The organism is Streptomyces sp. SAI-170 (assembly GCF_049739565.1).
GTDB lineage: Bacteria > Actinomycetota > Actinomycetes > Streptomycetales > Streptomycetaceae > Streptomyces.
The window spans coordinates 8,441,771-8,454,605 of sequence record NZ_JBMGQD010000001.1 but is presented as its reverse complement, the minus strand read 5'-3'; the positions used below and the strand labels follow the sequence as shown (position 1 = coordinate 8,454,605).

Here is a 12,835-nt window from a genome sequence, read left to right as displayed (position 1 = left end):
GGGACCTCGCGGGGCCGGCGCGAGCGGGTATTGAGGGTCAGCCGCGCAATTGCAACTGCGCTGTGCTCGGACTCGACAAGTCCCGCACGGGCTGCCGGTACGACGTACACCAGCGTGACGCGCTCACAGCTCCTCGAAGAGAGCCAGTGGCGCTTCCTGCCCCACCCCGATCTCGGCCCAGATCGTCTTGCCCTGGGGGGTGTAGCGCGTGCCCCACATGCTGGTCAACTGGGCCACGAGGAAAAGACCCCGTCCTCCTTCGTCCTCGCTGCCGGCTCGGCGCAGATGCGGAGAGGTGTGGCCTGCGTCCGACACCTCGCAGATCAGCGTCCGGTCGACGGCACGCAGCAGGCGGAGGGAGACCGGGGGCCGGCCGTATCGGATCGCGTTGGTGACGAGCTCGCTCATGGCCAGTTCCGTGACGAACGCCGCGTCGTCCAGCCCCCACTCCTCCAGCTTGCCTCGTACGAGTGCACGGCATCCGGCCACCTCGGCCGGGTCGGAGGCGACATGCCAGAGCGCCATGTTCTCCTCGGGGAAGGCGTGGAGGCGCACCAACAGGAGTGCGGCATCGTCGTCGGTCGATTCCTGGGTACGCAGGGAGACGACCTCGTCGCACGCTTTCTGCAGGGACCCGGCCGAGGCGTCCAATGCACGGCACAGGTCCGCCAGCCCCTCGTCGACGTCCCGGCTGCGTGCCTTGACGATTCCGTCGGTGAACAGGGCGAGCACAGTGTCCTCGGCGAATTCGAACTCCACGCTCTCGTACGGCAGCCCTCCGATGCCCAACGGAAGGCCTGTCGGCAGGTCGAGCGCTTCAGCCGCCCGGGGCTCTGCCCCACCACCGGCGGCGACCGGCGGCAGGTGCCCCGCACTGGCCATGACGCACGTACAGGAGGTGGGGTCGTACACGGCGTACAGACAGGTCGTCCCCAGCGCCCTGTCCGTCGCCTCGTCGCCGGGCATGGCGTGCGTTCCGATCCGCGCCTGTGCCACCAAGTCGTCGAGCCGGGTCAGGAGTTCGTCCGGCGGCAGGTCCAGGGCGGCCAGTGCCCGTACGCTCGTGCGCAACCGTCCCATGGTGGCCGCGGCGTCCACTCCGTGTCCCACCACGTCACCGACCACGAGCCCGACGCGGGCACCCGACAGCGGAATCACGTCGTACCAGTCGCCCCCTGCTCCGAGAGGGCCGGTGGCGGGGACATAGCGGTGCGCGAGCTCGATTCCGCTCGGTTGCGGGAGCGCACGCGGGAGGAGGTCGCGCTGCAGCTTCAGCGCCGCGGTGTGCTCACGGATGTAGCGGCGGGCGTTGTCCACGCATACCGCTGTGCGTGACGCCAGTTCCTCCGCGAGGGCGCGGTCCTGCTCGGTGAAGGGCGTCCGCGGCGACTGCCGCACGAGGGTGACCGTACCGAGCGTGGTGCCGCCGCGGAGCAGCGGCAGGGACAGCAGGCGTTGGTCCGCGGTCATCGACCGACTGCCGATGACACCCAGCAGTTGGTCGCCCGGCACGACGGACGGGTCACTCGCGGTGCGCTCCGCCACGAGTCGCAGCCGCGCCGATGCGGCGGAATCCGGCGGCGAGGCCTCTTCTCCGGCCAGGACCGACTCGGCGACCTCGATCCGTACGGAGTCGGCGAACTCCGGAACGACGAGCCCCGCGAGTTCGCCCGCCGTTCGCCTGACGTCGAGCGTGGTGCCGATCCCGCTGGCCCGTCCGAGGAGGGCCAGGCGAGTCTGCGCTTCATAGCGGTCGGTGACATCGACGGCCGCCTCACAGACGCCCAGGGGGCGGCCCGTGTCGTCCTGGAGACGGAAGTACGAGCACGAGTACACCTGGTGGTGCTCGGAGGTGGCGGGAGTGGGCCCGCGCCAATGGACGTCGAGTACGGCTTCGCCGGTGTGCAGGACCCGCTCCAGCACCTCCTGCATGTCATGAAAGCCTGGAGGGGAGAGGATGGTGCCGTGCGGGTAGAGCGAGCTGTCGGGCTGTCCCAGCCATTCACCGTCGCGCCAGCCCATGCTGTCCCGCACGAGATCGTTGACCCATACGAGGCGGGTGTCAGGGCCGTAGACGCTCAGACCCACGGGAGCCTGTGTGAAGAGCCCGGCCAGCATCGACTGGTCGGTCATCCACTGCCGGTAGCGGTCGCCGGCCACCGCCATCACTACCCAGGCGGGCCTTCCCCCGTCCTGCTGCACCGGGAAAACACGCAGGACCGTCTCGACCAGGGATCCGTCAGGGCGTCGGACCGTGCGATTCTCGGTCCGGGCATCCCCGGGTGGCGGTGCCCCCGCCGCCCCGAACGCCTGCGGCCCGCCGCCCTGGGACCGGACGTCCCGCAGGACTTCGCTCACCGGGCGGCCGATCACCTCTGGGGTGCCGACGCCGTAGAGAGCGCGGGCCGCAGGGCTCCAGCCGGTCACCGTCCCGTGCTCATCCACCACGATCGTCGCCGCTGTCGTCGCGTCGAACGGGTTCTGGAGACTGGTTTCGCGTGATGCGTGCGTCGTGGCCATACGACCTGCCCAGGACTGGAACGTCTGAGATCAAGGCTACGCCTGGAGCCCCCCGGCACGTCTTGGCCGCCGCATTTGTCGGCTCAGGCGGCGACCGGCCGCCAGGACAGGGTCATGGCGATTCGCCCTCCTTGCGCTCGCCGGACCGCGACGTCGTCATCGCCAAGGCTCCGTCAGACGTCCGCAGCCGACGTACGCCGTTCTCGCCGGCCCCGCCCTCGGCAGGAGCGGCGCCCTTGGCCGCGTGCCTGCTGCCGACCCACCCGAGGAGGAACGCCGCCGGTACGGAGATCAGGCCCGGGCTGCGGAGCGGGTACCAGCTGATGTCCACGCCGGGCAACAGCGCGTAAGCGGACCCCGACACGGTGGGAGAGAACGTCGTCAGGACGGTGCACAGCAGCAGCCCCCCGTAGACGGACCACAGCAGCCCTGTGCGGTTGAACCCCTTCCAGAAGAAGGAGTACACGAGCACCGGAGCCACACAGGACGCAGCGACGCTCATCGCGAAGGTGGCCAGGAACTCGAGCGAATACCGGTGAGCGGCCGCCGACAGCGTCAGGCCGATGACACCGAGGAGGACGATGGCCAGACGCAGCACCCTCACCTGCCGCGTGGCATCACGGGGGCCGTCGGCGCGCGCGAAGACGTCGCGAGCGAGGCAGACCGCGGCTGCGAACGTCACGCTCGTCACGGTCGTGAGGACGGCGAGGAAGGCGACACACGCCACGACGGTGATCAGCACGACCCGGCCCGCGGAGCCGCTCCCCAGCACCCCGGAGGCCAGCAGGACCGGGGACGCCTGGCCGTTCGGGTCGACCATGCCGATGTCCCTGCCGCCCACCACGGCCGCGGCCGCGAAACCCGTGACGATCAGGAGCAGGAAGTAGACACCGCTCAGTCCCACGGCGATGCTCATGGACCGCCGTGCCGAGCGCCCGGTGCGGGACGCGCCGACCCGCAGGAGCAGGTGCGGCATCACCGCCGTCCCGACGATCACGACGATGTGATCGCTGATCATGTTGAGCGGTACGAGGCTCGCGATGTGCGCCCAGAGCCCGGGGCTCAGATAGCCGTCGGGCGTCATGCTCCTGTCCACGGCGGCCGAGAGCAGGCTGCCGGCGTCCCACGAGAACTTCCTCAAGGACAGCACCGCGAGCACCGCGAGCGTCACCAGGGTGATGACCACCTTGACCGCTTGCATGCGGCTGGTGCCCTTGAGGTCCGCCACCGCCGCGAAGCAGACGACGAGCCCGCCCATCAGCACCGTGCACAGCACCTGGGCCGCATCGGTCGACATGCCGATCAGCATGGCCGCGATGATGCCGCCGGCCCGCAGCTGGAGAACCAACATGGGAAGCGTGATCGCCAGCGTCACCACAGCCGCGGCGGTACGCGGCGCCGGCCCGGACGCCCTGAGGGAGAACAGGTCACCGAGTGTGTAGCGGCCGCTGTCGCGGACCTTCTGAGCGAGGATCAGCAGCAGACCGAGGGCGACGGCGCTGTCGACGGCGGAGGCGTACCCGTCGTAGCCGAACAGAGCGATGGCCCCGGATGTCGCGAACAGCGTCAGGACGGAGATCTGTTCGCCCGCCAGGGCGAACCCGTTGAAGGCCGGTGAGAGGGACCTGTCGGCGACGTACAGCCCTTCCGGGCGGTCGTCGTGGGTGACCAGCGTGAACACCCACAGCAGGGCCAGGCCGATGAAGAGGAAGAAGGCGACCATGACCGGGCCTCTGGCGACCGAGCCGATCGGGTCGTGTACGCCCGAGCTCAGGTACAGGACCACCGCGTCACCGCCAGGAGGCGTCGGCCGGGGAAGCGCCCAGCGCTCCGGTCAGGGGCACGCCGGGGTCCGAGGACTGTTCGAGGCGATCACAGGCACGCGTCGACCGGACCTCGTACCACCAGGCGCTTGCGACGAAGACGCCGAGCTGCAGAATGCCCCAGACGAGGCCCAGGGTGAGCCGCCCGTACACCGGAGCCGCAGCGGCTTCGGCGGCACAGGACAGCAGGATGCCGACGGCGAGGGGCATCGCGTTGACGGCGAGAAACACTCGCTGGGCACGGCGCATCGCTCGGTGGAGGGTGTCGGTGCGTCGCGGACGGGTATCCGTCACCGGCTCGTAGGGCGGCTTCGGAACGAAGTAGGAGTGCACGGAACTCTCTTGTGAGTAAGGGGTGCGGGGGTTCAAGGCGTGGCCTCGGCGATCCGGTCGCCACAGAGCGGTCCCATCGGTCAGGCCACAGGCACCGAGCCTCGTCGGGCGTTGCGCCGGCTTCCGTTGACCAGATCGTTGAATCGGTCGACGGCCCAGATGGTGCGCAGTCCCAGCGGGCCCATCATCATCGGACGAGGGAACGCGGGCTTCTTCACCCACAGTTGACGCAAGTCCTCGTGCCGCTCGCCGTCGACGATCGCATCGGCGATGAGGGAGCCGACGTACGGCGCCTGAGCCAGACCGTGGCCGTTGCAGGCGATCGAGTAGAAGACGTCGTCGTCGATCTGCCCGGCGAGCGGAAGCCAGGACGAGGTGATCGCGATCCATCCTCCCCACGCACGCTCGATCGCCACGTCGGACAGAGCCGGGAAGCGCGTCGCGAAGGCCTCCGCGAGTTCTTCGACGAGCCCCGGGTCCGGCTTCTTCCGCGGCAGGGGATACGTCGTGCCGCGCTCGAGCCGTCGGACGCCGAAGACGATCGTGTTGCGCGGCGTCAGGCGGTAGTTCTCCATGATGTTGTGCTGGGTGACGAGCCCCGACCGGCTGGTCCATCCCAGTGCCGCCAGACGGGCGGGATCGATGGGCTCGGTCTCCACCTCGACGACCCAGATGGGCACGGAGAGCCGTGGAGGAGTGATGTCCCACTCCCCCGCGTAGGCGTTCGTCGCCAGAACGACTTTGTCCGCCCGCACCCGGCCCTGAGCAGTGGTGAGGAGTATCTGACCGCGGTCACGTACGACGTCGGTGACCTTCGTCCGCTCGAAGACCCGCGCGGACGAGCGGAGCAGAGCGCGGCGCACCCCCGAGGTGAACGTGCCGGGGTTCATGATTCCGCCGACTTCCTCGCGCATTCCGCCGAGGAACCCGCGGGGGATGCCGAGTTCCTCACTCGTGCCCAGTGCCACGTGGCAGCCGGCGCGCCGGAGAATCCTGGCCACCCGGCGCACTCGGCCCATCTGTCCCCGGGACACCGCCGCGAAGACGTTGCCCGTCTGTTCGTAGTCGCAGTCGATGTCGTGCCTCTTGATGAGGTCTTCGACGTAGTGCGCGGCGCGTTCGGCGAGGCGGACCATGCCGGGCATCTTCGTGCGGAACAACAGATTGAGAAGCTGCAGGTCCCCTCCCGGAGCACCCGCCACTTGCCCTGCATTGCGGGAGCTGGCGCCGTGTCCGCAGAACTCGGCCTCCAGCAGCACCACGTCCTGACCGCGTTCGGCCAGGCGCAGCGCCGTCGACATGCCTCCGAGGCCGCCGCCGACGACCGCTACCTCGCAGGTGACGTCGTAGGTCAGGGCCGGCAGCATGTCCGTGGGGGGATCCACCCAGCCGCTGAAGTCGGTGTACTGCACGTTGTCGGTTCTCATGTGGTGGCTCCTGGTGAGCGTGCGCTGTTCTTCGGTACGGACGTCAGGTCCGGGCAACGCTTGGTGCGTTCGAGGCCGGCTCCGCACCCGTCGCCACGTTGTGGTCGTGCAGCGCGCGGTAGGAGCGGAAGTAGACGAAAAGCTGGGTTCCCCAGGTGGCGAGGGCGAGGATGTAGTGGGTGGTGCGGTACTCGTCGTCGCCCGGGATCGGGAAGAAGTCGTAGATGAGTGCGATGGCTGTTCCCGCGGCAGTGGCGAGCGCGCTCAGGACGGCCAGACCCTTGGCACGGATCTTCCACAGGCGCCACGAGAAGGAGGCGAGGAAGAGGGTCGTGAGGGCGTTGACGACGAGATAGAGCGTCGCCGGGCCGACGTGGAGTTCATGGCCTCGGAACTGCTGGAGGTACAGCCCCGCCGCGATGGCCAGCGCGAACACGCCGATGTCGACGGTCAACGTCGGCTTGTACCGGTGGGTGACGCGCATCAGGCCCATGACGAGGATGAGGGTGATGCCCACCGACCGTGAGAAGGCGTCGAAGAAGTACGCGATGGAGAACAGGACGCTGCCCTCGTCACCTCCGAGGAGGGACCAGGCGAGGAAGTTGGAGCCGGACGTGGCGACGATGATCCATTCCAGGCCGAGCAGGTAGTTGCCGTAGCGTCGGATGAATTTCCATCCGCAGACGAAGCCGGCGCAGATCATCCAGAGATCGGCCAGCAGGAAGAGCAGTTCCTTCATGGTGTGCGGTTCCTTGGGGAATCGAGGGACTGGTTCAGGACGCGGCAGCTTGGGGCCGCCGACCGGACCGGGCGCGCGAGATCAGCACGGTCATCACGACGAGCAGGGCGAGAACTCCTGAGAGCCAGTAGCCGATCGAGTAGAGGCCCTTCGCGGCGACCTCGAGACCGGTTCCGGGCACCGGAACCAGGGAGGCGCTGAGGTCGCCGCTGATCAGTGCCGTGCCGAAGGCGAAGCCCACGGCCATGAACGTCCCGGCGACACCGGCGGCCATTCCGGCCTTCTCCTCGGGTACTGCCATCTGCACCAAGGTGAAGCCGGCCGCGTAGCCGATGCGGCATCCGAGCCCCATGACAGCGGCGCCCACGAGGTACTGCCACCGCTGGTCGTGCGCCACGGCGAGCCAGGCCAGCCCCGCTGCGCTGATGAGCGCTCCGGTGACGAAGACGGGCACACCACGGCCGTTGAACAAGAGGCGGTCGAGCACGGCGCCGCGGACGAGGAACGCCGCCGCGAAGGGCGCCATGAGCAAGCCGGTCTCCAGAGCGTCGAGCCCGAGGCCGTAGGCGTCCGCGGGACGAAGAGCGTCGGGGACGATCTGGGCGTACGTGCTGAGCAGGAGCAGGAAGGCCGAGTTCACCGCTGCGAACAACATGATGGACAGACACGAAGCGGTGACCAGGGGAGCCTTCATCAGCGCGACGTCGAACACCGCCGAGGACGAGGTGCGCTCGACACGCACCCAGGCGATGCCGCCGACGATGCCGATCCCCAGCGGAACGAGTGCCGCGCTGCCCCACACGAGGCCTTGCGTCAGGGTCAGGAGAATCGTCGCGACCCAGGCGATCATCCACACCGTGCCGAGTACTCCGATGCGGCCGGCGCGCTCGGCGGGCGGGGCGTGCGGGATCGTGGCGTACGACGCGACGGTCGTGGCCGCGCACACCGCGGTGAGGATGATGAAGAAGCCCCGCAGCGACAGGGTCTCCACGATGACGCCGCCGCCGATCATGCCGACGACGATGCCGGCGCCGGTGGCGATGACCTGGACCGCGACCCCCACCGTGATGCCGCTCTCGCCGAGATTGCGACGCAGGAAGCCGAGCGGAAGGAGTTGTGCCGCGCCGCCGAATCCCATCAGGGTGCAGCCGGCCAGCAGGGTCGGATACGAGTCGCCGACAGCAGGTATGAGCGCGCCGAGCGTGAGGAACGCGGATGCCGCCACGGAGGCGTTGCGGTCGCCGTGCACATCGGCGAGGCGCGGCAACAGGATGAAGCCCGCTCCCCCGCCGAGGGTCAGCGCCGTGTAGAGCCAGGTCGTCTCGGCGACTGTGGCGAGAGCGTACTGCGCCTGGATGATCGGCAGGAGGGGCGGCAGGACGAAGATGACGGCGTTGGTCAGGGTGACCAGGAGCGCGCCCGTGCCGATGAGCACCCTTCTGTTCGCCGGGGGGCGGGAAGGGGTCTGGCCGGCGAGTCCGGCCGGCTGGTGGATCTCTGTCATGGTGCTCTCCGTTCCTGGTCAGTCGTGGCCCGGGAGCCCGGCGCCGATGGCGGTGAAGTCGTCGCAGCGGAGCAGGTCCATGGGGTCGGACATCTGTCCACCGATCTCGACCCAGCCGAGGCAGTGCTCCATGGACCAGTCGAGGGCGCGCTGGATCTCCTCCGGGAGGGAGCGGATCTGCGCGAGCGTGTAGGTGAGGAAGGGGTTCTCCTCGGGGCGCAGGAAAGCGAGGTCGTAGGCCATCGACAGGCCGAAGCGGTGGTCGTGCGCGGTGGTGTTCTCGCCACCGCCGTGGTAGGTGGAGCCGAGCCAGATGAGGGCCGAGCCGGCCTTCATCTGCGTCGGGACCGCTTCCTGTCGTCGCGGCGCCCGCTCGTCGTCCCACAGGTGGGAGCCCGGAATCACGTGGGTGCCGCCGTTGTCGGCGGTGAAGTCGCTGACCGCGACCATGATCTGCACCCGCGCTTCGCGCTGATGGGTGGGGTGGCGCCACAGCCAGACCGAGTCGTCGCGGTGGAGCGGCTGCGGGCCCTGTCCCGGGCCGATCTTGATGGCCATCGTGGCGCCGATGTGCATGCCCGCGGGGTGGGACACCGGCTGCTCACCGCAGAAGACGTCGATCGGCTGGTCGAGGATGCGCCGGGCGATGCCTCGGTACAGCGGGTTCAGCGCGATCGTCGTCATGTGCCGGGTGCGGGCGAACAGGGCGCCCGCACGCTTGGTCCGGTTGCCGGCGAACACCTCGTCGTGTCCCGTCTCGACCGCGTCCAGCACGGGGTCCAGGTCCTTCTTGAGGCCTTCGACGGTGGTCGTGTCGAAGAGTCCTTCGATGATCACCCCGCCGTCTCGCCTGATCACCTCGACCGCGGCGTCCGCGGTGACGTCGGGAGCGAGACGCGCGAGTTCGCTTGTCGTCATGACAGGTCCGTTCTCGGAAAGGGACCGCGCCGCGGGTGCCGCGGGGCCGGCCCGGCGTCTGCCGCACGGGAGGGGGCGCCGGGCCGGCCTTGCGATCCGACTCGTACGCTAGGGCAGAGTTAGTCAGACGTTCAAGACGTACGACTAAGTAATTTACGGCCGGCCGCAGACGTGGCTGCTAGGCTGGGCCTCAGTGACTTAATCAAGCGTCCAACTGCGTGGATGCTCCGCAACGGGAGGGTTTTCGTGCCACGGATTTCCGCCGCCCAACGGCGCAGCGACTTCATCAACGCCGCCGTGGAAGTCATCGCGATCCATGGCATCGACGGCGCGACGACCCGACGGATCGCCGAGCAGGCACAGGCGAACCTGGCTCTGCTGCACTACTGCTACAACTCCAAGGAAGACCTCTTCGCCGACGTCTACGAGTTCGTGTCCGGCAGGTTCCGGGACGTCCTCCAAGCCGGCGATCCGCACGCCGACCTGGCGGACACGGCTCGCCAGCTCCTGCGCGCCGGCATGAAGTGCTACCTGGAGTCGCCCAGCTTCACCGCGGCGACACTGGAACTGATCAGCTGGGCACGGCGACAGCACGGGGAGCGGGGCAAGGCGGTGTACGACCAAGCCCTCGAAACCATGCGCACCGTGCTGCGCGGCGCCCCCACGGACCACCCGGTCGAACCGGAGACCATCGATCAGATCGCCTATGTGATCGCCACCCTGGCCGACGGTTTCGCCATCAACTGGTACACGTACGGGGACCGTTCCGCCGCGACGGAGCAGATGGAGATCACCGTCTCCGTGCTCGACAGCTGGCTCGCCGCTCGGCTGGGATCTACGCCTGTAGCACCGTGACCGCCCGGGCGGCGCTGCCCGGTCGACTCACATCAGGGGGGGCCGACAGCCTGGTGCGGCCGCGCTCGCCCGGGTGTGCACGGCGGGAGGCCCGCATAGGGCCTCCCCCAAAGGGTGTTGTCACAAAGGCAGGTCAGGTGAGTCGACGCCGACGACCCGGTCGCCGCAGAAGACCCGCACCGACTCCGCCGGTCCGTGGCCGCCGATGCCGGCCGGGCCCCAGAAGCTCTGCGCCGACTCCTCACCGAGGTCGGCGATCTTGGCGCCGTTGACGCGCACCTCACCGGCCGTAATGCGGGAGCCCACATCGATCGCGCGGTCGGTGTCGGCGCCGAACACATAGGCGTCGAGGCCGGAGGGATGGGCGTTGGCGATGCGCAGCGCCTGTTCGTCGGAGTCCACCGCGTGCAGGGAGACGACCGGACCGAACAGCTCGGCGGTGGCCCGAGCAGGGTCGGCGCCGGCGGCGATGGTCGGCGACATGAAGAAGCCGTCGAGCTCGGGCAGCCGGGCGGGCCGGTGGATGCTCGCCCCGAGGTCACGCAGGCCCTCGACTCTGCTCTGGAGGGTCTTGAAATGCGGCGCGTTGGAGATCGGGCCGATCTCGACGTCCTCGTCGAGGGAGTGACCGACGGCGAGCTTGGAGATCCGCTCCCGCAACGCCTCCACGAGAGGGCCGAGCAGGCTGCGGTGAGCGAGGATCTTGCCCGGGCCCTCACACCACTGACCGTTGAGCTTGGTCATGCCGTCGAGGATGCCGTCGGCGGTGACGTCGAGGTCGGCGTCGTCCAGTACGAGCACCGGATTGTTGCCGCCGAGCTCCAGTTGCAGGACCTTGAAGTCCTCCGCGGCGGCACGCGCGATGGCGCGGCCCGCACCGGGTCCGCCGGTGAAGGAGACGATCTTGACGCGCGGGTCGGCGGTCAGCCTGGCGCCGACGTCGCCGGCGCCGTGCACCAGCTGCAACGCACCGCTGGGCAGGCCCGCCTCGACGAAGCACTCGACGACGATCTGCGCGCTGCCGGGCGCGTGCTCCGAGGGCTTGAGGATGACGGGGCAGCCCGCCGCCATCGCGCTGGCGATCTTGGCCGCGGGAATGAAGCTCGGACCGTTCCACGGCGTGAGGATCGCCGCCGGCCCCCACGGCACCTTGTGCAGGCGCACATCGCGGCCGCCGGCATCCAGCCGGGTGACGCGCGGGATGTTCACCAGGTCCGCCGCCGCCGCCCGGATCCGCGCGGGCAGGAAGGCCGCCACCTTGCGGGTGACACTGATGGGCGTGCCGCTGGTCAGCGAGTCCGTCCGGGCGATGTCCTCGGCACGGCTCTCGATGATGCCGGCGACGCGCTCCAGGATGCCGGCACGCTCACGCCGGGCGTCCTCGTCCCAGAGGCCGCCGATGTCGTACCCGCGCTCCGCGTGCCGCAGCGCCCGGTCGAGGTCGTCGGGTGCTGTCGTGACGAGGCGGTGGACGGGCTCGCGCGTGTTGGGGTCGACGTTCCAGGCGTCGCCGACCGTCGGGCACTCCCTCCAGTCGTCGGCTATGTAGTTCACCGGCTGGGGAATCTTGATCTTGTTGCTCGCCATGGAGCTCACCTCTGCGTTCACTCGCCGGTCAGGACTGCAGGTCGACGACGATGCGGGTCACGTCACCGGACTTCATCGCCTCGAAGCCCTCGTTGATCTCTGCGAACGGGATGACCCGCGTCACCATCTCGTCGAGCAGCAGGCGTCCCTGCTGGTACAGGCGGGCGAGCTGGAGGATGTCCTGCCGCGCCTGACCCGAGCCCATGTAGGAGCCGATGAGCCGCTTCTCCTCGAAGAAGAAGTCCGAGGCGGGGATGCTGACTTCGGTGCCTGCGGGCGCGATCCCGACCAGGCAGGCGGTACCCGTCGGGCGCAGGAGGGACACGGCCGTCGCCGCGGTCCAGGCCGAGCCGACCGCCTCGAAGGAGTAGTCCACTCCGTCGCCCAACTGGCGGTGAAGTTCCGCTACGACGTCGCTGTCCTTGCCGTTGATGACGTGGGTCGCGCCGTAGCCGCGGGCGGCCTTGAGCCGTGCGTCGTCCAGGTCGATCGCGACGATCGCCGACGCTCCGCTGAGCCGGGCCCCCTGGATGATGGCCGATCCGACACCGCCGCAGCCGATGACCGCCACCGTGCTGCCGGGCCTCACCTGGGCGCCGCGGAAGACGGCGCCTACGCCGGTGACGACGCAGCAGGCCAGGAGGCACCCGACGTGGAGCGGCACGTCGTCGGGGAGCTGCACCAGGGCGTTCTCGCGCATGAGGATGTGCCGCGAGAACGCTCCGATGCCGCCGAGCCGCTCGATGGGCAGGCCGCCGCTGGTCTGGAACGCAGGGCGTGGACGGTGGCGTACCTCCTCGACACGCCGGCACTGGGTCGACCGTCCTGCCTCGCAGTTGATACAGCGGCCGCAGGACGGGGTCAGCGCGCCGACCACCCGGTCGCCGGGGCGCAGGCCGGACACCTGCGTCCCTACCGCCTCGACCACGCCGGCCACCTCGTGCCCGAGCACGACGGGTACGTCGGTCGGAACCGTCCCTGTCATGTAGTGCAGGTCGCTGTGGCACAGACCCACGTTCGTGACCGCGACCCGCACCTCGTGCGGCTCCGGGTCGTCCACCTGGATGTCGGTCAGTTCGAGCGGTTCGTCGACCGCGGTGAGTACCGCGGCCCGGGTGTCGATCATGTC

Annotated in this window: 10 protein-coding genes; 1 reads left to right on the top strand and 9 read right to left on the bottom strand. The window is 69.3% G+C overall.

Annotated elements, in window-relative coordinates:
* Nucleotides 1–123 precede the first annotated feature (123 nt).
* The 7 genes from RKD23_RS37935 to RKD23_RS37905 form a co-directional block, all read right to left on the bottom strand.
* A complete protein-coding gene (locus RKD23_RS37935) occupies nucleotides 124–2,520 on the bottom strand; it encodes a SpoIIE family protein phosphatase (RefSeq protein WP_424857893.1) in 2,397 nt (798 codons plus the stop codon).
* Between the two features lie 112 nt (nucleotides 2,521–2,632).
* Nucleotides 2,633–4,306 (bottom strand): cation acetate symporter, encoded by a 1,674-nt coding sequence (locus tag RKD23_RS37930; RefSeq protein WP_424857892.1) that lies wholly within the window; start codon nucleotides 4,304–4,306, stop codon nucleotides 2,633–2,635.
* Nucleotides 4,307–4,310: 4 nt separating this feature from the next.
* Nucleotides 4,311–4,592, bottom strand: coding sequence for a hypothetical protein (locus tag RKD23_RS37925; protein WP_424857891.1), 282 nt, complete (start codon nucleotides 4,590–4,592; stop codon nucleotides 4,311–4,313).
* Between the two features lie 164 nt (nucleotides 4,593–4,756).
* Entirely contained in the window at nucleotides 4,757–6,103 is a 1,347-nt protein-coding gene (locus tag RKD23_RS37920) for an NAD(P)/FAD-dependent oxidoreductase (protein WP_424857890.1), read from the bottom strand.
* A gap of 43 nt (nucleotides 6,104–6,146) precedes the next feature.
* Complete coding sequence (locus RKD23_RS37915) at nucleotides 6,147–6,842, bottom strand: transporter (RefSeq protein ID WP_424857889.1); 696 nt, start codon at nucleotides 6,840–6,842, stop codon at nucleotides 6,147–6,149.
* Between the two features lie 34 nt (nucleotides 6,843–6,876).
* Nucleotides 6,877–8,346, bottom strand: coding sequence for an MFS transporter (locus RKD23_RS37910; RefSeq protein ID WP_424857888.1), 1,470 nt, complete (start codon nucleotides 8,344–8,346; stop codon nucleotides 6,877–6,879).
* Between the two features lie 18 nt (nucleotides 8,347–8,364).
* Complete coding sequence (locus tag RKD23_RS37905; RefSeq protein ID WP_424857887.1) at nucleotides 8,365–9,264, bottom strand: phytanoyl-CoA dioxygenase family protein; 900 nt, start codon at nucleotides 9,262–9,264, stop codon at nucleotides 8,365–8,367.
* A 246-nt stretch (nucleotides 9,265–9,510) separates the two neighbouring features.
* Here RKD23_RS37905 and RKD23_RS37900 point away from each other — a divergent pair, with 246 nt between their 5' ends.
* Nucleotides 9,511–10,119, top strand: a complete 609-nt coding sequence (locus RKD23_RS37900; protein WP_424857886.1) for a TetR/AcrR family transcriptional regulator — start codon at nucleotides 9,511–9,513, stop codon at nucleotides 10,117–10,119.
* Between the two features lie 120 nt (nucleotides 10,120–10,239).
* Here RKD23_RS37900 and RKD23_RS37895 read toward each other — a convergent pair whose 3' ends face one another.
* Both RKD23_RS37895 and RKD23_RS37890 read right to left on the bottom strand, forming a co-directional pair.
* Nucleotides 10,240–11,706 (bottom strand): aldehyde dehydrogenase family protein, encoded by a 1,467-nt coding sequence (locus RKD23_RS37895; protein WP_424857885.1) that lies wholly within the window; start codon nucleotides 11,704–11,706, stop codon nucleotides 10,240–10,242.
* Between the two features lie 28 nt (nucleotides 11,707–11,734).
* The gene (locus RKD23_RS37890; protein ID WP_424857884.1) at nucleotides 11,735–12,832 is read right to left on the bottom strand and encodes a Zn-dependent alcohol dehydrogenase; all 1,098 of its coding nucleotides are present in this window, start codon (nucleotides 12,830–12,832) and stop codon (nucleotides 11,735–11,737) included.
* Nucleotides 12,833–12,835: the final 3 nt, after the last annotated feature.